Origin of the sequence: Pseudomonas sp. JZ114 (assembly GCF_051027705.1) — a bacterium.
Lineage (GTDB): Bacteria > Pseudomonadota > Gammaproteobacteria > Pseudomonadales > Pseudomonadaceae > Chryseomonas > Chryseomonas luteola.
In genome coordinates, this window is record NZ_CP069256.1 from 409,599 (window position 1) to 434,704 (window position 25,106).

At 53.0% G+C, this 25,106-nt stretch carries 21 protein-coding genes, 4 tRNA genes and 1 pseudogene; 24 read left to right on the forward strand and 2 right to left on the reverse strand.

Going from position 1 to position 25,106, the window contains the following annotated elements; genetic code table 11:
* Positions 1-44: 44 nt before the first annotated feature.
* Complete coding sequence (locus tag JQR90_RS01960) at positions 45-824, reverse strand: EAL domain-containing protein (protein ID WP_112297950.1); 780 nt, start codon at positions 822-824, stop codon at positions 45-47.
* Between the two features lie 77 nt (positions 825-901).
* Here JQR90_RS01960 and JQR90_RS01965 point away from each other — a divergent pair, with 77 nt between their 5' ends.
* Positions 902-1,318, forward strand: coding sequence for an RNA-binding S4 domain-containing protein (locus tag JQR90_RS01965; RefSeq protein ID WP_010796733.1), 417 nt, complete (start codon positions 902-904; stop codon positions 1,316-1,318).
* 8 nt (positions 1,319-1,326) lie between these two features.
* Here the strand turns inward: JQR90_RS01965 and JQR90_RS01970 are convergent.
* A pseudogene (locus JQR90_RS01970) lies at positions 1,327-2,127 on the reverse strand (phosphatase PAP2 family protein).
* Between the two features lie 96 nt (positions 2,128-2,223).
* Here JQR90_RS01970 and hslO point away from each other — a divergent pair.
* From hslO to rplW, 23 genes are all read left to right on the forward strand, one after another.
* Positions 2,224-3,117 carry an Hsp33 family molecular chaperone HslO gene (gene hslO / locus JQR90_RS01975; RefSeq protein ID WP_010796736.1) on the forward strand — a complete coding sequence of 298 codons (894 nt, stop codon included), beginning with the start codon at positions 2,224-2,226 and terminating at the stop codon, positions 3,115-3,117.
* Positions 3,118-3,235: 118 nt separating this feature from the next.
* Positions 3,236-4,777, forward strand: coding sequence for a phosphoenolpyruvate carboxykinase (locus tag JQR90_RS01980; protein WP_010796737.1), 1,542 nt, complete (start codon positions 3,236-3,238; stop codon positions 4,775-4,777).
* A 223-nt stretch (positions 4,778-5,000) separates the two neighbouring features.
* Positions 5,001-5,085, forward strand: a tRNA-Tyr gene (locus JQR90_RS01985).
* A 22-nt stretch (positions 5,086-5,107) separates the two neighbouring features.
* Positions 5,108-5,181 (forward strand) — tRNA-Gly (locus tag JQR90_RS01990).
* A gap of 14 nt (positions 5,182-5,195) precedes the next feature.
* A tRNA-Thr gene (locus JQR90_RS01995) sits at positions 5,196-5,271 on the forward strand.
* An 81-nt stretch (positions 5,272-5,352) separates the two neighbouring features.
* Positions 5,353-6,546: an elongation factor Tu gene (gene tuf / locus JQR90_RS02000; protein WP_010796738.1), complete on the forward strand. Its 1,194-nt coding sequence runs from the start codon at positions 5,353-5,355 to the stop codon at positions 6,544-6,546.
* Between the two features lie 54 nt (positions 6,547-6,600).
* Positions 6,601-6,676, forward strand: a tRNA-Trp gene (locus JQR90_RS02005).
* A gap of 36 nt (positions 6,677-6,712) precedes the next feature.
* Complete coding sequence (gene secE, locus JQR90_RS02010; RefSeq protein ID WP_010796739.1) at positions 6,713-7,081, forward strand: preprotein translocase subunit SecE; 369 nt, start codon at positions 6,713-6,715, stop codon at positions 7,079-7,081.
* A gap of 9 nt (positions 7,082-7,090) precedes the next feature.
* Positions 7,091-7,627, forward strand: a complete 537-nt coding sequence (gene nusG / locus JQR90_RS02015) for a transcription termination/antitermination protein NusG (protein WP_010796740.1) — start codon at positions 7,091-7,093, stop codon at positions 7,625-7,627.
* A gap of 113 nt (positions 7,628-7,740) precedes the next feature.
* Positions 7,741-8,172, forward strand: a complete 432-nt coding sequence (gene rplK / locus JQR90_RS02020) for a 50S ribosomal protein L11 (protein WP_010796741.1) — start codon at positions 7,741-7,743, stop codon at positions 8,170-8,172.
* Entirely contained in the window at positions 8,172-8,867 is a 696-nt protein-coding gene (gene rplA / locus JQR90_RS02025; protein ID WP_010796742.1) for a 50S ribosomal protein L1, read from the forward strand. Before rplK ends, rplA begins: the two co-directional genes overlap by 1 nt.
* 192 nt (positions 8,868-9,059) lie before the next feature.
* The gene (gene rplJ, locus JQR90_RS02030; protein WP_010796743.1) at positions 9,060-9,560 is read left to right on the forward strand and encodes a 50S ribosomal protein L10; all 501 of its coding nucleotides are present in this window, start codon (positions 9,060-9,062) and stop codon (positions 9,558-9,560) included.
* A gap of 78 nt (positions 9,561-9,638) precedes the next feature.
* Positions 9,639-10,007 (forward strand): 50S ribosomal protein L7/L12, encoded by a 369-nt coding sequence (gene rplL / locus JQR90_RS02035; protein ID WP_010796744.1) that lies wholly within the window; start codon positions 9,639-9,641, stop codon positions 10,005-10,007.
* Between the two features lie 224 nt (positions 10,008-10,231).
* A complete protein-coding gene (rpoB, locus tag JQR90_RS02040; protein WP_010796745.1) occupies positions 10,232-14,305 on the forward strand; it encodes a DNA-directed RNA polymerase subunit beta in 4,074 nt (1,357 codons plus the stop codon).
* A gap of 64 nt (positions 14,306-14,369) precedes the next feature.
* Positions 14,370-18,572, forward strand: coding sequence for a DNA-directed RNA polymerase subunit beta' (gene rpoC / locus JQR90_RS02045; protein ID WP_010796746.1), 4,203 nt, complete (start codon positions 14,370-14,372; stop codon positions 18,570-18,572).
* 150 nt (positions 18,573-18,722) lie between these two features.
* The gene (rpsL, locus tag JQR90_RS02050; protein ID WP_010796747.1) at positions 18,723-19,094 is read left to right on the forward strand and encodes a 30S ribosomal protein S12; all 372 of its coding nucleotides are present in this window, start codon (positions 18,723-18,725) and stop codon (positions 19,092-19,094) included.
* A 96-nt stretch (positions 19,095-19,190) separates the two neighbouring features.
* Positions 19,191-19,664: a 30S ribosomal protein S7 gene (rpsG, locus tag JQR90_RS02055; protein WP_010796748.1), complete on the forward strand. Its 474-nt coding sequence runs from the start codon at positions 19,191-19,193 to the stop codon at positions 19,662-19,664.
* Between the two features lie 18 nt (positions 19,665-19,682).
* Entirely contained in the window at positions 19,683-21,785 is a 2,103-nt protein-coding gene (fusA, locus tag JQR90_RS02060) for an elongation factor G (RefSeq protein WP_010796749.1), read from the forward strand.
* A 29-nt stretch (positions 21,786-21,814) separates the two neighbouring features.
* On the forward strand, positions 21,815-23,008 hold the full coding sequence (tuf, locus tag JQR90_RS02065; protein WP_010796738.1) for an elongation factor Tu: 1,194 nt from the start codon (positions 21,815-21,817) through the stop codon (positions 23,006-23,008).
* A gap of 142 nt (positions 23,009-23,150) precedes the next feature.
* Positions 23,151-23,462 carry a 30S ribosomal protein S10 gene (rpsJ, locus tag JQR90_RS02070; RefSeq protein WP_003243886.1) on the forward strand — a complete coding sequence of 104 codons (312 nt, stop codon included), beginning with the start codon at positions 23,151-23,153 and terminating at the stop codon, positions 23,460-23,462.
* 83 nt (positions 23,463-23,545) lie between these two features.
* Complete coding sequence (gene rplC / locus JQR90_RS02075) at positions 23,546-24,181, forward strand: 50S ribosomal protein L3 (protein ID WP_010796750.1); 636 nt, start codon at positions 23,546-23,548, stop codon at positions 24,179-24,181.
* Positions 24,182-24,195: 14 nt separating this feature from the next.
* A complete protein-coding gene (gene rplD, locus JQR90_RS02080; RefSeq protein ID WP_010796751.1) occupies positions 24,196-24,798 on the forward strand; it encodes a 50S ribosomal protein L4 in 603 nt (200 codons plus the stop codon).
* A complete protein-coding gene (rplW, locus tag JQR90_RS02085) occupies positions 24,795-25,094 on the forward strand; it encodes a 50S ribosomal protein L23 (RefSeq protein WP_010796752.1) in 300 nt (99 codons plus the stop codon). The genes rplD and rplW overlap by 4 nt, the downstream gene beginning before the upstream one ends.
* Positions 25,095-25,106 lie beyond the last annotated feature (12 nt).

Here is a 25,106-nt window from a genome sequence, read left to right on the forward strand (position 1 = left end):
GCCAGCTCGTCGAGTGTGTCCAAGCGTAATCCTTGAAGTCGGGATCAGTGTCCCCATATCTGCTTATCGATGGAGGCCAGCGCATTGAACGCAGGCTTGGCAAACCAGTAACCCTGCATCAACGTGATACCGATGTCACGCAGGCAATCACGCTCGGCAGCGGTTTCAATACCTTCGGCAATGATCCGGATGTTCAACTCCGTACACATGGAGACGACGGCTCGAACAATGGCCTGCCGGACTCGATCATGATCGATATTGCGAATCAAGGCCATATCCAGCTTGATCAGATCCGGTTGAAAAGCGGCTAGCAGGTTCAAGCCTGAATGTCCGGCACCAAAGTCGTCAATCGCCGTCATGAAGCCGAACTGCCGATATTCCTTCAGGATATGCGTTAGATGCTGGCTATCACCAATATGCTCGCTTTCAACTGTTTCAAAAATAAGATTGCTCAACGGAAAGTCATGCCGTTTGGCCGCCTCCAGTGTGCTGCGAATGCACAGCTCCGGTCGATAGACGGCATTTGGAAGAAAGTTGATGGAAAGTTTTTCCTTCATTCCAAGCTTTGCTGCGCCTGAAATCGCCTTGGTGCGGCATAACTGATCGAAACGATAGCGGTTATGCGCATCCACCCGCTCAAGCACTGAAAGCGCACCCTGGCCTTCCGGGCCACGGACCAGCGCCTCGTGAGCAAAGATACTGCGAGTGGTTACGTCAACAATAGGCTGATAGGCAAAGGCGAAATCGAACCCAAGGGGTTCACTCTGGTGGCAGCCTTGGCAGCGCATAGGGTTGGTTAATTCTTCAGGAAAGAAGGTCTTCATGATCGTACCGTTAGAATGCCCGTAACCAGCCCTGGTCTAATGGCAAAAATTGATAAGTATTCGGAGCGTTTTCGTTAATGACGTCTATTCAAGATATAGATGAAAAAGTCCGCCTGGATAAGTGGCTGTGGGCTGCACGGTTCTTCAAGACACGAGCACTGGCCAAGGCTGCTATAGAAGGAGGCAAGGTTCAATGTCGGGGTGAGCGGTGTAAGCCCAGCAAAGAGCCCAAGGTCGGTGATGAGCTGACGATTCGTCAGGGGTTCGATGAGAAGACCGTCATAGTCCTCTCCCTGTCTCAACAGCGTCGCGGAGCACCCGAGGCCCAGTTACTGTATCGGGAGACAGAGGAAAGTCTTGAGCGTCGCGAGCGGGCTACGGCCATGCGCAAGGCAGGAGCGCTTGGGTTGGCAACGGATGGAAGGCCAACCAAGAAACAGCGCCGTCAGATTCATCGATTCCGGGGCGACGCTGATTCTCGGGCCAATGACTAGATGAGCAGTCAGTAGTGCTTGACCAGGCTCATCTGCCGGATAACAGGAATATGAGCTGCTACACGAAACAGCGGCGCAGTTAAACGAAGGAACATGCGGCTACCGGCATTGGCCAGCGGCGTATAAAACCCCCAGGCCATTGCCAGTAGTGCAACGGCAATACCGCCCATATAGTCATCCGAAGCCCAGTGAGCACCGGCGACCAGGCGCGGCATCATGAAAAGCATTACCAGTAGCCAAGTGACGACAAGTTGTAATGGGTTGCGCGTAAAAGCCGTTAGAAAGAGGCCCCAGAGCAGAAGAACCGAAGCATGATCCCCCGGAAAGCTGGCGCCGGATCGATCCTTGAGCTCTCAGGCCCTTTCCCAGGACTGGAAGTAATCGCTCATGTGAATGGCATACGTCAGCATGTCGGATGGACTGGCATGCTGCAGGCCGGCGGCTTCGATAGCCTTGGTGAACAGGTTGCGGATCAGCAGCAAGGCTAGCAGTACCGTAAGCAAGCCGAAGAAGGCGCTACGGACCTGCTCTGGTTTGAACACCCAATTCCCACGTATCGTAAGTGTGAGAAGAATGATGCCCACAACGATGTCGAATGGCCTCAGGCTGGCAACGGCCCAGACGTGTAGCCAGACCGTATTGCTTTCCAGCGGTGCGTTCAGCGCACGGAAGAGATGCGCATCCAGATCCAGAAGAGTGGTGCGTACGGAAGGGATAAGCCAGAGAATAATCAACAGCAGCGCCACGAGGTGGCTGATTAGAAATGCTCGCCATTGCCACTTGGCTTGGAAGAGTGTGGCATTGTCCATAGAATGAAATGAATCCATATGAATAAACAGAAAGCGTGACCGCACGGGAGTGTTGTCACGCTTTTGTCATTTTCCCTGTTCAAGCGTACTTTTGTCATGACCCCATTCGATTACACACAGCGTTTCCTGTTTGAAGACACCGACGTTCGCGGCGAACTTGCATTGCTTGAAAGAAGCTATGTAGAGGTGCTTGCCAAACACCCCTATCCGGAACCCGTCGCGCAGCTGTTGGGTGAAATGCTTGCAGCAGCTGCCTTGCTGTGCGGCACGCTCAAGTTCGACGGTCTGCTGGTATTGCAGGCACGCTCCAGCGGTGCGATTCCTCTATTGATGGTGGAGTGCTCGAGCGCCCGAGAGGTGCGCGGTATCGCCCGCTACAATGCCGACGACATCGCTCCTGATGCCGCGCTGAAAGATCTAATGCCCGAAGGTATTCTTGCCATCACGATCGATCCGACCAACGGTCAGCGTTATCAAGGGATCGTTCCTCTCGAAGGCCAGACGCTCGCTGAATGCCTTTCAGGCTACTTCGCCACGTCCGAGCAGCTGCCTACCCGCTTCTGGCTCAATGCCGATGGACGGCGCGCTCGTGGGCTCCTGCTCCAACAGCTGCCAGCGGACAAACACAAGGACAAAGAGTCGCGCGACGCCAGCTGGGAGCACCTTACAACCCTTGGCAATACGCTGACTGCAGAAGAACTGTTGGGGTTACCCAACGAAACGGTACTTCATCGCCTCTATCATGAAGAAACCGTCAGAGTCTTTGATCCTCAAATCGTCGAATTCCATTGTGGCTGTTCTAGGGAACGTTCTGCCAATGCGCTTGTCTCTGTGGGCCAGGAAGATGTCGAACTGCTATTGCAGGAGCAGGGTGGTCAGATAGAAATCGACTGCCAGTTCTGCAATCAGCGATACCTGTTCGACGCTGCCGATGTCGCGCAGATTTTTGCAGGCGGTGGAAGCCAAACACCGCAAGAAACCCGTCACTAAGCATTGCATTCAGGAATAGGCTTTCTGGCATAATCGCGCGACTTCGTTTTTTATGTAGCCAAACTCGGGTTAAGCTACAAAACGCAAAAGGACCGGCCGAGGGCCGACGGGGAACTACATGACGCAAGCCAACGTTTATACCGATATTAGCGCCGCGCAGCTGGTAGAAGAGGCGCTTCGGCGCGGCGAGGGTGAGTTAGCCGCCAATGGCTCTCTTGTAGTCAAGACTGGACATCGCACCGGCCGCTCGCCAGCCGACCGCTTCATTGTTGAAGAGTCGTCTACCCGTGATGCCATCGATTGGGGTTCTATCAACCGTCCTTTTCCAGCGGAAAAGTTCGATGCGCTATGGGATCGCGTTTCAACCTATGTAGGTGAGCGGGATCACTTCGTTTCGCATGTGCATGTAGGCTCCGATCCAGAGCACTACCTTGCAGTCAAGATGACTACGGAAACCGCCTGGCACAACCTGTTTGGCCGTTGCCTGTTCATCAATCCGGAAAGTTACAACCCTCAGTCCCGCCAGGAGTGGGAAATCCTTAACGCCCCTTGGTTTGTCTGCGAGCCGGAGCGTGATGGAACCAATTCCGATGGCACCGTCATCATTAACTTTGCTGCTCGCAAGGTATTAATCGCGGGCATGCGTTATGCCGGTGAAATGAAGAAGGCCATGTTCTCGGTGCAAAATTTCCTGCTGCCTGAGCATGATGTACTTCCTATGCACTGTGCGGCCAACATGGGCGAAGAGGGCGACGTTACGCTGTTCTTTGGCCTGTCGGGAACAGGTAAGACGACGCTATCTGCCGATGAAAGCCGTTACCTGATCGGTGACGATGAGCATGGCTGGGGTGTCGGCACCGTCTTTAATATAGAAGGCGGCTGCTACGCTAAGTGTATCGACCTGTCCGAAAAGAATGAGCCTGTCATCTGGAAAGCCATTCAGTTCGGCGCTGTGCTGGAAAACGTGGTGCTTGATCCACAGTCGCGCCAGCCAGATTATTCGGACGATAGTCTGACCCAGAACAGCCGGGCGGCCTATCCTCGTGAGTTGATCGAAAAGCGTGCGGAACTGAACCGCGGTGGCGAGCCTAATGCAGTAATCTTTCTCACCTGCGATCTGACGGGTGTGCTGCCTCCTGTATCTATCCTTAATAACGAGCAGACGGCTTATCATTTTCTTTCGGGTTACACTGCGCTGGTGGGTTCTACTGAAATGGGATCGGGGGCTGGCATCAAATCCACTTTCTCTACCTGTTTCGGTGCACCCTTCTTCCCGCGTCCGGCGGCCGAGTACGCTGAGCTTCTCATCAAGCGTATCAATGGGTTCGGCTCCAAAGTTTACCTGGTGAACACTGGGTGGACCGGGGGCGGTTACGGTGTAGGCAAGCGCTTCAATATCCCAACGACACGAGCAGTGATTGCCGCTATTCAAAGTGGGGCGCTGGTCGATGTTGAAACCGAGCATTTGCCCATTATCAACCTTGATGTTCCCAAGGTCGTAGCTGGTGTCGATACTGCATTGCTCAACCCGCGTAACACTTGGGAAGATAAAAATGCCTATGATGAATCGGCCAAGGCGCTGGCAGGCAAGTTCATCGAGAACTTCAAAAAGTTCAGTGGCGTCTCCGAAGCGATTAAGGCAGCTGGTCCACAGTTATAATCGTTAGGCTGAAAACAAAGGGTCGCTTAAGCGACCCTTTGTTTTTTAAGAAAAAATTTAAGAAAACCGCATTTAATGATTGCATGTGAAAAATTAAATGCATAAAATGCGCCCGCCTTGAACATGTAAGTCCACTGGTTGGCGGTCAAGGCAACGTAAGTTGAGGAAAAGTAAGAAAATCCTTGACACGACGGCAGCAGACAAATAGAATGCTGCCTCCTTTGGAGGGATTCCCGAGCGGCCAAAGGGATCAGACTGTAAATCTGACGTCTACGACTTCGAAGGTTCGAATCCTTCTCCCTCCACCAAATTGCAAGAGCTACAGGCTCTGCGGGTATAGTTCAGTGGTAGAACCTCAGCCTTCCAAGCTGATGATGCGGGTTCGATTCCCGCTACCCGCTCCAGTTTGTTGTAGTTTGCTCATGTAGCTCAGTTGGTAGAGCACACCCTTGGTAAGGGTGAGGTCAGCGGTTCAAATCCGCTCATGAGCTCCATTATTAAGGGCAGATATGAGAATATCTGCCTTTATTTTATGGCGGCGTTACTTGCTCAATTCTTGATGGGAGAGAGTGTCGATGGCTAAAGAAAAATTTGAACGTAACAAACCGCACGTCAACGTCGGCACCATCGGCCACGTCGACCATGGTAAGACAACGCTGACTGCAGCACTGACCAAGGTTTGCTCTGAAACTTGGGGTGGTTCTGCTCGTAACTTCGACCAGATCGATAACGCTCCGGAAGAAAAAGCGCGCGGTATTACCATTAACACTTCCCACGTTGAGTACGATTCGGCCACTCGCCACTACGCTCACGTTGACTGCCCTGGCCACGCTGACTATGTGAAGAACATGATCACCGGTGCTGCGCAGATGGACGGTGCGATCCTGGTTTGCTCGGCAGCTGACGGCCCCATGCCGCAGACTCGTGAGCACATCCTGCTGTCCCGTCAGGTAGGCGTTCCTTACATTGTCGTGTTCCTGAACAAGGCTGACATGGTTGACGACGCTGAGCTGCTCGAGCTGGTAGAAATGGAAGTTCGCGATCTGCTGAACACCTATGACTTCCCAGGTGACGACACTCCGATCGTTGTAGGTTCCGCGCTGATGGCGCTGGAAGGCAAAGACGACAACGAAATCGGTGTTTCTGCTGTGCGTAAGCTGGTTGAAACTCTGGATGCCTATATCCCTGAGCCAGTTCGTGCAATCGACCAGCCGTTCCTGATGCCGATCGAAGACGTATTCTCCATCTCTGGTCGCGGTACTGTAGTAACAGGCCGTGTTGAGCGTGGTATCGTCAAGGTGGGTGAGGAAGTTGAAATCGTAGGTATCAAAGCTACGACCAAAACTACCTGCACCGGCGTTGAGATGTTCCGTAAGCTGCTAGACGAAGGTCGTGCAGGTGAGAACGTTGGCGCCCTGCTGCGTGGTACCAAGCGTGAAGACGTTGAGCGTGGTCAGGTTCTGGCCAAGCCGGGCACCATCAAGCCGCACACTAAGTTCGAGTGCGAAGTGTACGTTCTGTCCAAGGAAGAAGGTGGTCGTCATACTCCGTTCTTCAAGGGCTACCGTCCTCAGTTCTACTTCCGTACTACTGATGTGACTGGTAACTGCGAACTGCCGGAAGGCGTTGAGATGGTAATGCCGGGCGACAACATCAAGATGGTTGTTACCTTGATCGCTCCGATTGCCATGGAAGAAGGTCTGCGTTTCGCTATTCGCGAAGGCGGCCGTACCGTAGGCGCCGGCGTGGTTGCCAAGATCGTCGAATAAGTTCTTGATCTTGGGTTGTTAGGCCGGCATAATAGCCGGCCTGATTTAAGTTACAGGCCAGTAGCTCAATTGGCAGAGCGGCGGTCTCCAAAACCGCAGGTTGGGGGTTCGATTCCCTCCTGGCCTGCCAGATTTAATCTGGCATTTCCTGACAGGATTTCAATTGATGAGCGTCAAGGCGGAAGCCAAAGAGTCACGCTTCGATGCGATGAAGTGGCTTGTGGTCGTCTTGCTGGTAGCAGTAGGTGTTGTTGCTAACCACTACTACTCAGCCCAGCCGATCCTGTATCGCGTTATCGGTTTGCTGGTTCTGGGTGCTGTAGCTGCTTTCGTTGCATTACAGACTGTCAAAGGGCAAGCGTTTTTCACGCTGCTCAAAGAGGCGCGCACCGAGATTCGTAAGGTTGTCTGGCCTAGTAGGCAAGAGACAGCTCAGACCACATTGATTGTGGTTGCAGTAGTGCTGGTCATGGCGCTGCTGCTATGGGGATTAGATTCCCTGCTCGGATGGCTTGTTTCCATGATCGTAGGTTAAGGGTTCGCCGTGGCTAAGCGTTGGTACGTAGTGCATGCATACTCGGGTTACGAGAAGCATGTCATGCGCTCTTTGATTGAGCGCGTCAAGCTTGCCGGAATGGAAGATGAGTTCGGTGATATTCTGGTTCCCACTGAAGAAGTAGTGGAGATGCGTAATGGCCAGAAGCGCAAAAGCGAACGTAAATTCTTTCCAGGTTATGTGCTCGTTCAGATGGAAATGAGCGAAGGTACATGGCACCTCGTTAAAGATACCCCGCGGGTTATGGGTTTTATTGGTGGAACGGCTGATAAGCCAGCACCGATTACTGATCGTGAGGCAGAGGCGATTCTTCGTCGTGTTTCCGATAGTAGCGATAAGCCCAAGCCGAAAACATTGTTTGAGCCAGGTGAGACTGTTCGTGTTATCGATGGTCCGTTTGCTGACTTCAATGGTGTTGTGGAAGAAGTGAATTACGAAAAAAGCCGGATTCAAGTGGCTGTCCTGATTTTTGGACGTTCTACGCCGGTTGAGCTGGAATTCAGTCAGGTCGAAAAAGTCGTCTAACTGATGCCTGGTCCCATACCCCGCAGTTTAGGCTGCGGGGTTTTGTCGTCAGTGGGATAAGGTGAATCAAACCGGGGAGCCTTAAGGCGTTAGACCCGTCATTGGAGTAGCAAATGGCTAAGAAAATCCAAGCTTATATCAAGCTGCAAGTTAAAGCGGCTCAAGCTAACCCGAGCCCGCCAGTAGGTCCGGCGCTGGGTCAGCATGGCGTGAACATCATGGAATTCTGTAAGGCATTCAACGCCCGTACCCAAGGTATGGAACCAGGTCTGCCTACTCCGGTAATTATTACCGTTTACAGTGACCGTAGCTTCACGTTTGAGACCAAGAGTACTCCTGCTTCTGTTCTTCTGAAGAAGGCTGCGGGCATTCAGAGCGGTTCTAGCCGTCCTAACTCTCAGAAAGTAGGCACCGTAACGCGTGCTCAGCTTGAAGAGATTGCTAAGACCAAGAATGCTGATCTGACTGCTGCTGATATGGATGCAGCTGTACGTACTATCGCTGGCTCTGCTCGTAGCATGGGCCTCAATGTGGAGGGCGTGTAATGGCCAAGCTCACTAAGCGTCAAAAGGCTATTGCTGCCAAGATTGAAGCAGGCAAGCAGTACAGCTTTGAAGAGGCTGCTGCGCTTCTGTCTCAGCTGTCCACTGTCAAGTTCAAAGAGTCGGTAGACGTTTCAGTTAATCTGGGCGTCGATCCTCGTAAATCTGACCAGGTTGTTCGTGGTGCTACCGTTCTGCCAAACGGTACTGGCAAGAGCGTCCGTGTAGCCGTGTTTACTCAGGGCCCCAATGCTGAAGCAGCGCTGGCTGCTGGTGCAGAAAAAGTGGGTATGGACGACTTGGCTGCCGAGATGAAAGCTGGCGATCTGAGCTATGACGTCGTGATTGCTTCTCCAGATGCAATGCGCGTAGTAGGTCAGTTGGGTCAGATCCTTGGTCCTCGTGGTCTGATGCCTAACCCCAAAGTTGGCACTGTGACTCCGGACGTTGCTACTGCAGTCAAGAACGCAAAGGCCGGTCAGGTTCGTTTCCGTACCGACAAGAACGGCATCATCCATGCCTCCGTTGGCAAGGTTGATTTCGAACCCGTTAAGCTCAAGCAGAACGTTGAAGCGCTGCTGGCTGACCTGAAGAGACTCAAGCCGTCTACTTCCAAAGGTATTTATGTCAAGCGCGTGACTCTGAGCACCACTATGGGCCCAGGTCTGCAGATTGATCAGGCTTCCCTGGAAGCCTAAGTGATTCGAGCGAAGCACTGCTTCGCTCTCTTATTGGGGTCCCTGCCTGGCGGGGGCTGTCCAAGACCGTAGGTGACGAAAGTCTTAAATTAAGCCTACGCAGATGGTGCTCCCGATTCGGTTACCGAGTCAGACACCAAAACGACGTCCGGCTTAGGTTGGGCGATACGGTAACATCCAGGAGTAAAACCCGTGGCAATTAAACTCGAAGACAAGAAGGCTATCGTCGCTGAAGTCAACGAGGCTGCCCAAAGTGCCCTGTCTGCTGTCGTGGCTGATGCCCGTGGCGTGACAGTAGGTGCAATGACCGGACTCCGTAAAGAGGCCCGTGCGGCTGGTGTTTACGTGAAAGTTGTGCGTAACACACTGCTGCGTCGCGCTGTTGAAGGTACTTCATTTGACGTACTGAACGACGCGTTCAAAGGCCCGACCCTGATTGCTTTTTCCACTGAACATCCGGGCGCTGCTGCTCGCATTTTCAAGGAATTCGCCAAGGGTCAGGACAAGTTCGAGATCAAGGCGGCCGCGTTTGAAGGCAAGCTGATCCCAGCTAACCAGATCGACGTACTGGCAACTCTGCCAACCTACGACGAAGCTGTGTCCCAGCTGATGAGCGTTATCCAGGGCGCAACCAGCAAGCTGGCTCGTACTCTGGCAGCTATTCGCGACCAGAAAGAATCTGCTGCAGCCTAAGGCTAAGCATCTACTTTCTCGCTTTTTTGTTTAATTCTAGTGGCTACGAAGCCCCTAAACGATACAGGAATTAGAGTCATGGCTCTGACCAACGAAGATATCATCAACGCCGTATCCGAAATGTCCGTCATGCAAGTGGTCGAACTGATCAAGGCGATGGAAGAGAAGTTCGGTGTAACTGCTGCTGCCGCTGTAGCTGCTGGTCCGGCTGCTGCCGCTCCTGCTGCTGAAGAGCAGACTGAATTCACTATCATGTTGACCGAAGCTGGCGACAAGAAAGTGAACGTCATTAAGGTCGTTCGTGAACTGACTGGTCTGGGCCTGAAAGAAGCCAAGGCAGTTGTTGACGGCGCTCCTGGCGTTGTTAAAGAGGGCGTTTCCAAAGAGGAAGCCGAGGCTGCCAAGAAGTCTCTGGAAGAAGCTGGCGCCAAGGTCGAGCTCAAGTAAGCTCAGACATTGCGTCTACAGCCTGAGCGTTAAAGTTCGGCTGATGGCTGGTGGCAATAGCCACCGGCCTTTTTCTGTTTCGATGCAGCCCGGTCGGGCTTGTGATCAAATAGAAATAAAGAAGGCCATCATAGGTGATGGCGCAAACGATAACGTTTGCAAGATTTTCCGGCTGCTCCCGTCGGAGAGGCCAAACAAGCAGGTGACCAAGCTGGGGAACGCTGATGGCTTACTCATACACTGAGAAAAAACGTATCCGCAAGGACTTTAGCAAGTTGCCGCACGTTATGGACGTGCCGTATCTATTGGCTATCCAGCTGGATTCGTATCGCGAATTCCTGCAGGCGGGCGCAGGCAAAGATCAGCTCCGCGATATCGGTCTGCACGCGGCCTTCAAGTCCGTTTTCCCGATTATCAGTTATTCCGGCAATGCTGCCTTGGAATATGTCGGTTATCGCCTTGGCGAGCCGGCGTTCGATGTTAAAGAATGTGTTCTGCGCGGCGTGACATTTGCTGTTCCGCTGCGAGTAAAAGTGCGCCTGATTATTTTTGATCGTGAGTCGTCCAACAAGGCGATCAAAGACATCAAGGAGCAAGAAGTTTACATGGGGGAAATTCCCCTGATGACAGAAAACGGCACCTTCATTATCAATGGTACCGAGCGTGTCATCGTTTCCCAGTTGCACCGTTCTCCTGGTGTCTTCTTCGATCACGACCGTGGTAAGACCCACAGCTCCGGTAAGCTGCTGTATTCCGCTCGTATTATTCCTTACCGTGGTTCTTGGTTAGACTTCGAGTTCGACCCCAAGGACAGCGTATTCGTTCGTATCGACCGTCGCCGCAAACTACCTGCGACCGTTCTACTGCGCGCGCTTGGTTACGGTACTGAAGAAGTGCTGGATATGTTCTACGACACCAACGTGTTCCACATCAAGGGTGAAACCTTGAATCTGGAACTGGTGCCGCAGCGTCTGCGTGGCGAAATTGCCAGCTTTGATATTAAGGACAATGCAGGCAAGGTGATTGTAGAGCAGGGGCGTCGTGTTACTGCGCGCCATATCAATCAGCTTGAAAAATCAGGTATTACCGAGCTGGAAGTGCCATTCGATTATGTTATTGGCCGTACTACTGCCAAGGCGATCGTGCATCCTGCTACTGGTGAAATTATTGCCGAGTGCAATACCGAGTTAACCCTCGATATGCTGGCAAAAATTGCAAAGGCAAATGTCGTCCGCATCGAAACGTTGTACACCAACGACATTGACTGTGGTCCGTTTGTTTCCGATACGCTGAAGATCGATTCCACAACCAATCAACTCGAAGCATTGGTTGAAATCTATCGTATGATGCGTCCAGGCGAGCCTCCAACCAAGGAAGCTGCCGAGACACTATTTAACAACCTGTTCTTCAGCGCCGAGCGTTACGATCTATCTGCCGTTGGCCGTATGAAGTTCAACCGTCGTATCGGCCGTGACGAAATCGAAGGCCAGGGTGTACTGAGCCGCGAAGACATCGTTGACGTGCTCAGAACGCTGGTAGATATTCGGAACGGTAAAGGTATCGTCGATGATATCGATCACTTAGGTAACCGCCGTGTACGTTGCGTAGGTGAGATGGCTGAAAATCAGTTCCGTGTTGGCCTGGTGCGTGTTGAGCGCGCGGTCAAGGAACGTCTATCGATGGCCGAAAGTGAAGGACTGATGCCGCAAGACCTGATCAATGCAAAGCCGGTGGCTGCTGCGATCAAGGAGTTTTTCGGATCGAGCCAGTTGTCTCAGTTCATGGACCAGAACAACCCGCTTTCTGAGATCACGCACAAGCGTCGTGTCTCAGCACTCGGCCCGGGTGGTTTAACACGGGAGCGTGCGGGCTTTGAGGTTCGTGACGTTCACCCGACTCATTACGGTCGCGTATGTCCGATTGAGACACCAGAAGGCCCGAACATTGGTCTGATCAACTCGCTGGCAACCTATGCACGCACGAACCAGTATGGTTTCCTGGAAAGTCCTTATCGCGTAGTCAAGGATGCCGTGGCCTCTGATGAGATTGTGTTCCTGTCAGCGATCGAAGAAGCCAATCATGTCATCGCTCAGGCCTCTGCGGCTCTGGACGAAAATAACCGACTGGTCGATGAGCTTGTAGCGGTACGCCATCAGAACGAATTCACGGTTAAGAGCCCGGAAGACGTAACTCTGATGGATGTGTCACCCAAGCAGGTGGTTTCCGTTGCTGCTTCGCTGATTCCTTTCCTCGAGCACGATGATGCGAACCGTGCCCTTATGGGTTCGAACATGCAGCGTCAGGCTGTCCCGACTCTGCGTTCGGACAAGCCGCTAGTCGGAACAGGTATGGAGCGTAACGTAGCACGCGACTCTGGTGTTTGTGTTGTGGCACGTCGAGGCGGTGTGATCGACTCCGTTGACGCAAGCCGTATCGTGGTACGCGTTGCTAATGCCGAAGTTGAAACGGGCGAGGCGGGTGTAGATATCTACAACCTGACCAAATATACCCGCTCCAACCAGAACACCTGCATTAACCAGCGTCCGCTGGTAAATAAGGGTGACGTCATTGCGCGTGGCGACATTCTGGCTGATGGCCCGTCTACCGATATGGGTGAGCTGGCACTGGGTCAGAATATGCGCGTTGCGTTTATGACCTGGAACGGCTTCAACTTCGAAGACTCGATCCTGTTGTCTGAGCGCGTTGTGCAGGAAGACCGCTTTACTACGATCCACATTCAGGAGTTGACCTGTGTGGCTCGTGATACAAAGCTTGGCCCAGAAGAAATCACTTCTGATATCCCGAACGTAGGTGAGGCAGCGCTTAACAAGCTTGATGAAGCCGGTATTGTTTACGTTGGTGCCGAGGTACAAGCAGGTGACATTCTGGTCGGTAAGGTAACGCCGAAAGGTGAAACCCAGCTGACTCCAGAAGAAAAGCTGCTACGTGCCATCTTCGGCGAAAAGGCGTCCGATGTTAAGGATACTTCCCTGCGGGTACCAACGGGTACTAAGGGTACGGTCATTGATGTACAAGTCTTTACCCGTGATGGGGTAGAGCGTGACTCTCGTGCACTGGCAATCGAGAAGTCCCAGCTCGACGAGATTCGCAAAGACCTCAACGAGGAGTTCCGTATCGTTGAAGGTGCCACCTTCGAGCGTCTCCGTCAGGCACTTGTAGGTCAGGTTGCGGATGGCGGACCGAATGTCAAAAAAGGTTCTGTCATTACTGACGAATACCTGGATGGTCTGGAGCGTGGCCAGTGGTTCAAGCTGCGTATGGCAGAAGATGCGCAAAACGAGCAGTTGGAAAAGGCTCAAGCCTATCTATCCGATCGCCGTCAGCTCTTGGACGACAAGTTCGAGGACAAGAAGCGCAAGCTGCAGCAAGGCGATGACCTGGCACCTGGCGTGCTTAAGATCGTGAAGGTTTACCTGGCAATCCGTCGCCGTATCCAGCCTGGTGACAAGATGGCAGGTCGTCACGGTAACAAGGGTGTGGTATCGGTCATCATGCCGGTTGAAGACATGCCTTACGATGAGACGGGTACTCCGGTTGACATCGTATTGAACCCGCTGGGTGTTCCGTCACGGATGAACGTTGGTCAGATTCTTGAAACGCACCTAGGCCTTGCTGCCAAGGGGTTGGGCGAGAAGATCAATCGCATGCTTGAAGAGCAACGCAAAGTAGCTGAGCTGCGTAGTTTCCTGCATGAGCTCTATAACGAGATCGGTGGCCGCCAGGAAAACCTGGATGAGCTGAGCGACGAAGAAGTGTTGCGTTTGGCTAAAAACCTGCGTGGTGGCGTGCCGATGGCTACGCCGGTCTTCGATGGTGCTAAGGAACGTGAAATCAAGGCTATGCTGAAGCTGGCTGATCTGCCCGAAAGTGGTCAGATGTGCCTGTTTGACGGCCGTACCGGTAATCAGTTCGAGCGTCCGGTTACTGTCGGCTACATGTATATGCTGAAGCTCAACCACCTGGTCGATGACAAGATGCATGCCCGTTCCACAGGATCGTATAGCCTGGTTACTCAGCAGCCGCTGGGTGGTAAGGCGCAGTTCGGTGGACAGCGTTTCGGAGAGATGGAGGTCTGGGCGCTGGAAGCTTATGGTGCCGCCTACACCCTTCAGGAGATGCTGACGGTCAAGTCGGACGATGTGAATGGCCGGACCAAGATGTACAAGAACATCGTGGACGGAGATCATCGTATGGAGGCCGGTATGCCGGAGTCCTTCAACGTACTGATCAAGGAAATTCGCTCGCTCGGTATCGATATCGAATTGGAAACCGAATAACACGCGACGCCAAGAAGGCATGGCCGTCAAGGCGGTCATGCCTGGTCCGTGAGGAGGAAAGGCCTTGAAAGACTTGCTGAATCTGTTGAAAAACCAGGGTCAACTCGAAGAGTTCGATGCCATTCGTATCGGTCTGGCCTCGCCCGAGATGATCCGTTCCTGGTCCTTTGGCGAAGTGAAGAAGCCCGAGACCATCAATTACCGTACGTTCAAGCCTGAGCGTGATGGTCTTTTCTGTGCCAAGATCTTTGGTCCAGTAAAGGACTACGAGTGCCTGTGCGGAAAGTACAAGCGCCTTAAGCACCGTGGCGTTATTTGTGAAAAGTGTGGTGTAGAAGTTGCGCTGGCCAAAGTGCGTCGTGAGCGCATGGGTCATATTGAGCTGGCGTCCCCAGTTGCACACATTTGGTTTCTGAAGTCACTGCCGTCCCGTATCGGCCTGCTGCTGGACATGACTCTGCGGGATATCGAGCGAGTGCTCTATTTCGAGAGCTACGTTGTCATCGATCCGGGCATGACCACGCTTGAAAAATATCAGCTGCTCAATGACGAGCAGTACTTTGAAGCTCTTGAAGAGTTCGGTGACGATTTTGACGCCCGCATGGGCGCCGAAGCGGTTTTCGAATTGCTGGGCGGCATTGATCTGGAGCACGAAATTGGCCGCCTGCGCGAAGAAATTCCGCAAACCAATTCTGAAACCAAGATCAAGAAGCTATCCAAGCGCTTAAAGCTGATGGAAGCCTTCCAGGGCTCTGGCAATAAGCCTGAATGGATGGTCATGACGGTGCTGCCCGTTCTGCCTCCAGATCTGCGTCCGCTAGTTCCGCTGGATGGCGGCCGTTTTGCAACGTCTGATCTAAACGACCTTTATCGTCGCGTTATCAACCGTAATAACCGACTGAAGCGCCTGCTTGATCTGTCTGCGCCCGATATTATCGTGCGTAACGAAAAGCGGATGCTGCAGGAGGCGGTTGATGCACTGCTGGATAATGGCCGTCGCGGTCGCGCAATCACGGGCTCTAACAAGCGTCCGCTGAAATCGCTGGCTGATATGATCAAGGGTAAGCAGGGCCGCTTCCGTCAAAACCTGCTGGGTAAGCGCGTGGATTATTCAGGCCGTTCGGTTATTACCGTAGGTCCGACCTTGCGTCTGCATCAGTGCGGTCTGCCCAAGAAAATGGCGTTGGAGCTATTCAAGCCATTCATCTTTGGCAAGCTGGAAGCTCGCGGTATGGCGACTACCATCAAGGCCGCCAAGAAAATGGTTGAGCGTGAGCTGCCTGAGGTCTGGGACGTTCTCGCCGAAGTCATTCGCGAACACCCTGTATTGCTGAACCGTGCTCCGACGTTGCACCGTTTGGGTATTCAGGCGTTCGAGCCTGTGCTCATTGAAGGCAAGGCGATTCAGTTGCACCCATTGGTGTGTGCGGCTTATAACGCTGACTTCGATGGTGACCAGATGGCTGTCCACGTGCCGCTGACACTGGAAGCTCAGCTGGAAGCTCGCGCATTGATGATGTCGACCAACAACATCCTGTCGCCTGCTAATGGTGAGCCGATTATCGTGCCGTCGCAGGACGTGGTGCTGGGCCTTTATTACATGACGCGCGAGGCGGTGAACGCCAAGGGTGAAGGTCGTGTATTTGCTGACCTGCAGGAAGTCGATCGCGTATTCCGCGCTGGCGAAGCTGCGCTGCATGCCAAGATCAAGGTTCGTATCAATGAAAAGGTGAAGCAGAAGGACGGCTCTGTCGTTAGCAACACCCGTATCGTTGATACGACAGTAGGTCGTGCCTTGCTATTCCAGGTTGTTCCTGCCGGTTTGCCGTTCGATGTCGTAAACCAGTCGATGAAGAAAAAGGCGATCTCCAAACTGATCAACCATTGCTATCGCGTGGTAGGTCTAAAGGATACCGTCATTTTTGCAGACCAACTCATGTACACCGGTTTCGCCTATTCGACCTTGTCGGGCGTTTCCATTGGCGTGAACGACTTCGTTATTCCAGACGAGAAGGCTCGTATCATTGATGCCGCTACGTCTGAAGTAAAAGAGATCGAAAGCCAGTATGCCTCTGGTCTGGTTACTCAGGGTGAGAAGTACAACAAGGTGATCGACCTTTGGTCGAAGGCTAACGACGAAGTATCCAAGGCGATGATGACCAATCTCTCGAAGGAGAAGGTGATCGATCGTGAGGGTAAGGAAGTTGATCAGGAGTCATTTAACTCCATGTATATGATGGCTGACTCAGGTGCGCGGGGCTCCGCTGCACAGATTCGTCAGTTAGCCGGTATGCGTGGTTTGATGGCCAAGCCTGATGGCTCCATCATCGAGACGCCTATTACTGCGAACTTCCGTGAAGGTCTGAACGTACTCCAGTACTTCATTTCCACGCACGGTGCACGTAAAGGCTTGGCGGATACCGCCTTGAAAACTGCGAACTCAGGTTACCTGACTCGCCGTCTGGTTGACGTTGCGCAAGACTTGGTTGTAACCGAAGTCGACTGTGGTACCGAGCATGGCCTGGTTATGACGCCGCACATCGAAGGTGGCGACGTGGTCGAGCCGTTGGGCGAGCGCGTCCTTGGTCGGACCATTGCACGTGATGTCTTCAAGCCCGGTGCGGATGACGAAGTCATTGTTCCTGCAGGCACTCTGGTAGATGAGCGTTGGGTTGAGTTCCTCGAGCTGAATAGCGTAGACGAGGTAGTGGTTCGCTCTCCAATTACCTGTGAAACACGTCATGGTATCTGTGCCAAGTGCTACGGCCGTGATCTGGCTCGCGGACATCAGGTTAATATCGGTGAGGCGGTTGGTGTTATTGCTGCTCAGTCGATCGGTGAGCCTGGTACACAGCTGACCATGCGTACGTTCCACATTGGTGGCGCGGCCAGCCGTACATCCGCAGCGGACAATGTTCAGGTGAAGAACGGCGGTACCATCCGTCTGCATAACCTGAAACACGTTGAACGCGCTGACGGTGCGTTGGTTGCTGTATCCCGTTCCGGTGAGCTAGCTATTGCGGATGACTTTGGTCGTGAACGTGAGCGCTATCGTCTGCCGTACGGTGCAGTAATCTCTGTCAAGGAAGGTGACAAGGTTGAGCCGGGTGCTGTGGTGGCCAAGTGGGATCCGCATACCCACCCGATCGTAACCGAGATGGACGGTACCGTAGCCTTTGTCGGCATGGAAGAAGGTATCACGATCAAGCGTCAGACCGATGAGTTGACAGGTTTGACCAATATCGAAGTATTGGATATCAAAGATCGTCCAAGCTCCGGTAAAGACATTCGTCCGGCTGTAAAGTTGATTGATGCAAATGGTCGCGACTTACTGTTGCCAGGTACTGACGTACCGGCCCAGTACTTCCTGCCGCCCAATGCATTGGTTAACCTGAACGATGGTGCCAAGGTTCATGTGGGTGATGTCATTGCACGTATCCCGCAGGAAACATCGAAGACCCGAGATATTACGGGTGGTCTGCCGCGTGTGGCTGACCTGTTCGAAGCGCGTCGTCCAAAAGAGCCGGCTATTCTTGCGGAAATCAGCGGTACGATTTCTTTTGGTAAGGAAACAAAAGGCAAGCGTCGTTTGGTAATTACGCCTACCGACGGTAGTGAGCCGTACGAGGAGCTAATTCCTAAGTGGCGTCACCTTAACGTCTTTGAGGGCGAGCAGGTGAGTCGCGGTGAGGTTATCTCCGATGGCCCAAGCAATCCGCATGACATCCTTCGGTTGTTAGGCGTAAGTGCGCTGGCGAAATACATCGTGAACGAAATTCAGGATGTATATCGTCTGCAAGGCGTGAAGATCAACGACAAGCACATTGAGACCATCCTGCGCCAGATGCTGCGCAAGGTGGAGGTAAGTGAAGTTGGTGATTCAAGCTTCATCAAGGGTGATCAGATGGAGCTGACCCAGGTGCTGGAAGAAAATGAGCGCCTGGTTGCAGAAGATAAGTTCATTTCCAAGTACGAGCGTGTGCTGCTGGGTATCACGAAGGCATCCTTGTCAACGGAGTCCTTTATTTCGGCAGCTTCCTTCCAGGAGACAACGCGCGTTCTTACTGAGGCGGCGGTAACAGGTAAGCGTGACTTCCTGCGTGGCCTGAAGGAGAACGTTGTTGTGGGTCGTCTGATTCCGGCGGGTACTGGTCTGGCTTATCACAGCGAGCGCAAGCGTCAACGGGAGATTGGCAAGCCTCAGCGTGTGAGTGCGAGCGAGGCGGAAGCTGCGCTGACCGAAGCGTTGAACTCAAGTGGTAGCTAAGCAGTAAATCAAACGAAGCCTTGGCCGAGTGGTCAGGGCTTCGTATTGACGGTACGGGAGAACCTCTTTAGACTTTCGTACCCCGAAAATTGGCAGGGCCCATGGTCCTGCCATTTCGTTTGTGTCGTAAGACAATCAGTGGAGCTATAGATGGCAACTATCAACCAGCTGGTGCGTAAGCCGCGCAAGCGTCTCGTCGAAAAGAGCGACGTGCCTGCGCTGCAAAACTGCCCGCAACGTCGTGGTGTTTGCACCCGCGTATATACAACTACCCCTAAGAAGCCTAACTCGGCACTGCGTAAAGTATGCCGTGTACGTTTGACAAACGGCTTCGAAGTGACTTCCTACATTGGTGGTGAAGGTCACAACCTGCAAGAGCACAGCGTGGTACTGATCCGTGGCGGTCGTGTAAAGGACCTTCCGGGTGTGCGCTACCACACTGTACGCGGCTCTCTGGACACCTCTGGTGTTAAAGACCGTAAGCAGGGTCGTTCTAAGTACGGCGCGAAGCGTCCGAAGTAATCTATTCTTTTTGTTCGAGTCGATAAGAGTAAGGTCAGGCGTAACCTGCTTGTTACAGTCCTGAGCTAACCTGAAGACCGTTTTGAGGGCTTATCAATGCCAAGACGTCGTGTAGCGGCCAAGCGCGAAATACTTGACGATCCAAAATACGGAAGCCAGATCCTGGCCAAGTTCATGAACCACGTAATGGAAAGCGGCAAGAAAGCCGTTGCTGAGCGTATCGTTTATGGTGCTCTGGACAAGGTCAAAGAGCGTTCCAAGAATGCCGACCCCCTGGAAGTTTTCGAAAAAGCGCTCGACGCCATCGCTCCGCTGGTCGAAGTGAAGTCCCGCCGTGTAGGCGGTGCTACCTACCAGGTGCCGGTCGAAGTTCGTCCGTCCCGTCGTAACGCTCTGGCCATGCGCTGGCTTGTGGACTCTGCGCGTAAGCGTGGTGAGAAGTCCATGGCTCTGCGGCTGGCGGGAGAGCTCATGGATGCATTCGAAGGCAAGGGCGCCGCAGTCAAGAAGCGCGAAGACGTGCATCGCATGGCAGAGGCCAACAAGGCCTTCTCGCACTACCGCTTCTAATCAAGCGAGGACCTTATCGTGGCTCGTACTACCTCAATTAATCGCTACCGTAATATCGGTATCTGCGCCCACGTGGACGCAGGTAAAACGACTACCACGGAGCGTATTCTGTTCTACACCGGCGTGAACCATAAGATGGGTGAGGTTCATGACGGCGCAGCTACCATGGACTGGATGGTTCAGGAGCAGGAGCGTGGTATTACCATTACTTCTGCTGCTACCACAGCGTTCTGGTCCGGCTCCACTAAGCAGTATGACAAGTACCGTGTAAACATCATTGATACCCCTGGTCACGTTGACTTCACTATTGAAGTTGAGCGTTCCTTACGTGTGCTGGACGGTGCTGTTGTTGTTTTCTGCGGTACTTCGGGTGTTGAGCCTCAGTCTGAAACTGTATGGCGTCAGGCTAACAAGTACGGTGTTCCGCGTATTGTCTATGTCAACAAGATGGACCGCGCTGGTGCCAACTTCCTGCGTGTTGTTGAGCAGATCAAAAAGCGTCTAGGTCATACACCTGTCCCGGTTCAGCTGGCTATCGGTGCTGAAGATAACTTTCAGGGTCAGATTGACCTTCTGAAGATGAAAGCGATCTTCTGGAACGATGATGACCAGGGCATGACCTATCGCGAGGAAGAAATTCCTGCAGAGCTTCAGGACTTGGCTGATGAGTGGCGCTCCAACATGGTTGAAGCAGCAGCTGAAGCTAACGAAGAGCTGATGAACAAGTACCTGGAAGAAGGTGAGCTGTCGATCGAAGAGATCAAGGCTGGCCTGCGTCAGCGTACTATCGCATGCGAAATCGTTCCGGCTGTGTGTGGTTCCTCCTTCAAGAACAAGGGCGTTCCACTGGTTCTTGATGCCGTGATTGACTTCCTGCCGGCTCCGACAGAAATTCCTGCGATCAAAGGTGTCCATCCGGACAACGAGGAGCAGGAAGATGAGCGTCATGCTAATGACGAAGAGCCCTTCTCTGCTCTAGCGTTCAAGATTGCCACCGACCCGTTTGTAGGTACGCTGACTTTTGCGCGCGTTTATTCTGGTGTTCTGAATTCAGGTGATTCGGTTCTGAACTCTGTGAAGGGTAAGAAAGAGCGTGTGGGTCGTATGGTGCAGATGCACGCGAACACCCGTGAAGAGATCAAGGAAGTTCGTGCAGGTGACATTGCTGCTCTGATTGGTATGAAGGATGTTACTACGGGCGATACTCTTTGCTCGCTAGAAAAGCCGATTATCCTTGAGCGTATGGACTTCCCTGAGCCGGTAATCTCGGTTGCGGTTGAGCCGAAGACCAAGGCTGACCAGGAGAAAATGGGTATTGCATTGGGCAAGCTGGCCCAGGAAGACCCGTCTTTCCGAGTTAAGACCGACGAAGAGTCTGGTCAAACCATTATTTCCGGTATGGGTGAGCTGCACCTGGATATTCTGGTTGATCGTATGAAGCGCGAGTTTGGTGTTGAGGCTAACATCGGCAAGCCTCAGGTAGCCTACCGTGAAACTATCCGGAACAAGTGCGAAATCGAAGGTAAGTTCGTTCGCCAGTCCGGTGGTCGTGGTCAGTTCGGTCACTGCTGGATTCGTTTCGCCCCGGCTGATGAAGGTCAGGAAGGTCTCGAATTTACCAGTGAGGTAGTAGGTGGTGTGATTCCGAAAGAATACATCCCTGCTATTCAGAAGGGCATCGAAGAGCAGATGAAAAACGGTATCGTTGCCGGTTATCCGCTGCTTGGCCTGAAAGCAACTGTATTCGACGGCTCTTATCATGACGTCGACTCCAACGAAATGGCGTTCAAAATCGCTGCTTCGATGGCGACTAAGCAGTTGACCCAGAAGGGTGGTGCTGTTCTGCTTGAGCCAATCATGAAGGTCGAGGTGGTAACGCCTGAAGACTACATGGGCGACGTAATGGGTGACCTGAACCGTCGTCGCGGCCTGATCCAGGGTATGGAAGATACTGTATCCGGTAAGGTGATTCGTGCTGAAGTTCCGCTGGGCGAGATGTTTGGCTACGCTACTGATGTGCGTTCCATGTCTCAAGGTCGTGCTAGCTACTCCATGGAGTTCGCCAAGTACGCTGAAGCGCCATCGAACATCGCCGAAGCTATTATCAAGAAACAAGCTTAATAAACGCTTTCTAGTAGGGGTTTATACTCGTGGCTAAAGAAAAATTTGAACGTAACAAACCGCACGTCAACGTCGGCACCATCGGCCACGTCGACCATGGTAAGACAACGCTGACTGCAGCACTGACCAAGGTTTGCTCTGAAACTTGGGGTGGTTCTGCCCGTAACTTCGACCAGATCGATAACGCTCCGGAAGAAAAAGCGCGCGGTATTACCATTAACACTTCCCACGTTGAGTACGATTCGGCCACTCGCCACTACGCTCACGTTGACTGCCCTGGCCACGCTGACTATGTGAAGAACATGATCACCGGTGCTGCGCAGATGGACGGTGCGATCCTGGTTTGCTCGGCAGCTGACGGCCCCATGCCGCAGACTCGTGAGCACATCCTGCTGTCCCGTCAGGTAGGCGTTCCTTACATTGTCGTGTTCCTGAACAAGGCTGACATGGTTGACGACGCTGAGCTGCTCGAGCTGGTAGAAATGGAAGTTCGCGATCTGCTGAACACCTATGACTTCCCAGGTGACGACACTCCGATCGTTGTAGGTTCCGCGCTGATGGCGCTGGAAGGCAAAGACGACAACGAAATCGGTGTTTCTGCTGTGCGTAAGCTGGTTGAAACTCTGGATGCCTATATCCCTGAGCCAGTTCGTGCAATCGACCAGCCGTTCCTGATGCCGATCGAAGACGTATTCTCCATCTCTGGTCGCGGTACTGTAGTAACAGGCCGTGTTGAGCGTGGTATCGTCAAGGTGGGTGAGGAAGTTGAAATCGTAGGTATCAAAGCTACGACCAAAACTACCTGCACCGGCGTTGAAATGTTCCGTAAGCTGCTAGACGAAGGTCGTGCAGGTGAGAACGTTGGCGCCCTGCTGCGTGGTACCAAGCGTGAAGACGTTGAGCGTGGTCAGGTTCTGGCCAAGCCGGGCACCATCAAGCCGCACACCAAGTTCGAGTGCGAAGTGTACGTTCTGTCCAAGGAAGAAGGTGGTCGTCATACTCCGTTCTTCAAGGGCTACCGTCCTCAGTTCTACTTCCGTACTACTGATGTGACTGGTAACTGCGAACTGCCGGAAGGCGTTGAAATGGTAATGCCGGGCGACAACATCAAGATGGTTGTTACCCTGATCGCTCCGATCGCCATGGAAGAAGGTCTGCGTTTCGCTATTCGCGAAGGCGGCCGTACCGTAGGCGCCGGCGTGGTTGCCAAGATCGTCGAATAATATCGACGTTCGTCCAGAGAAGGCCCTTCGGGGCCTTTTCTGCTTTGTCTATTATTGACACCCCTCTGGCGTCTCTATAGAATTGCGCCTCCTTTTATCGGGCATATTCTGCCTGAGGGGAAAGCTTGGAGTCTGAGGTCAAATGCAAAACCAACAAATCCGTATTCGGTTGAAGGCTTTTGATCATCGCCTGATTGATCAGTCCACCCAGGAAATCGTGGAAACCGCGAAACGTACTGGTGCTCAGGTGCGTGGTCCGATTCCTCTGCCTACCCGCAAGGAACGTTACACAGTGCTGATTTCTCCGCACGTCAACAAGGATGCACGTGACCAGTACGAGATTCGTACTCACAAGCGTGTGCTGGATATCGTCCAGCCAACGGATAAAACCGTTGATGCGCTGATGAAGCTCGACCTTGCTGCTGGTGTAGAAGTACAAATCAGCCTCGGCTAAAACCTTGGGGTTTTAGTCGTGTAACGCTCTGAAATGGGCGGCCATAGCGGGTGAAAGCCCCGTACACTCAAGAGGTTTATACAATGACTATTGGTGTAGTCGGTCGTAAGTGCGGCATGACCCGCGTTTTCACCGAGGAAGGTGTTTCCGTTCCGGTTACAGTCATCGAGATTGAGCCGAACCGTGTAACACAGATGAAAGTAGAAGAGACTGATGGCTATCGTGCTGTTCAAGTGACAGTGGGTGAGCGTCGTGCTTCTCGTGTTAGCAAGGCTCAGGCAGGTCACTTTGCCAAAGCTAGCGTTGCTGCTGGTCGTAGCGTTCTGGAGTTTCGTCTTGAAGAAGGCGAGTACAACGCTGGTGATCAGATCACGGTTGATATTTTCCAAGCTGGACAGCTGGTCGATGTGACTGGTCAGTCCAAAGGTAAAGGCTATGCCGGTACCATTAAGCGTTGGAACTTCCGTGGCCAAGATAATACTCACGGTAACTCCGTTTCTCACCGCGCACCTGGCTCTATCGGCCAGTGCCAGACTCCTGGTCGAGTGTTCAAGGGCAAGAAGATGTCCGGTCACCTGGGTGCTGAGCGTGTAACTGTGCAGTCCCTTGAAATTGTCCGTGTTGATGCTGAGCGCAACCTGCTTCTGGTCAAGGGTGCCATTCCTGGCGCGCCTGGCGGTGATGTGGTTGTTCGTCCTGCAGCCAAGGCTCGCGGTTAAGAGGGGAACGGAACATGCAACTAAATGTAAATGGCTCGCAGGCTATTGAAGTCTCTGAGCGCGCCTTTGGTGGCGAATTCAACGAGACGCTGGTCCATCAGGCAGTAGTCGCCTACATGGCTGGCGGTCGTCAGGGTACTCGCGCTCAAAAGACTCGCTCCGAAGTATCTGGCGGCGGCAAAAAGCCCTGGCGTCAAAAGGGTAGCGGTCGTGCCCGTGCAGGTACTATTCGTAGCCCTATCTGGCGTGGCGGTGGTACCACTTTTGCTGCTAAGCCGCAGAACCATGAGCAGAAGCTCAACAAGAAGATGTATCGCGCCGCGCTGCGCTCCATTCTGGCGGAGCTGGTACGTCTGGATCGTCTGGTCGTAGTGGACGAGTTTTCTATCGATGCCCCTAAGACTAAAGGGTTGGTAAACAAGCTTGACGGCCTTGGCCTGAAAGATGTCCTGATTGTGACTGATAACGTCGATCAGAACCTTTACTTGGCTGCCCGCAACCTGCCTTTCGTTGACGTTCGTGATGTACAGGGTTCCGACCCTGTTAGCCTGATCGCTTACGACAAGGTTTTGGTCACAGTGTCTGCCGTGAAGAAATTCGAGGAGCTGCTGGGATGAACCAGGAACGTGTATTCAAGGTACTGCTTGGTCCGCACATCTCCGAGAAGGCAACTGTGCTAGCGGAAAACCAAAAGCAGTTTATTTTCAAGGTTGCTACTGATGCAACCAAGCTGGAAATCAAGAAGGCGGTCGAGCAGCTGTTCGACGTTAAAGTGCGCAGCGTTAGCACCCTGAATGTAAAGGGTAAGACTAAGCGTACCGCACGTGGTCTGGGCAAGCGTAACGATTGGAAGAAGGCATATATTGCTCTCCAGCCGGGCCAAGACCTCGATTTCTCCAGCAATGCTGAGTAAGTAAGGGGGCAT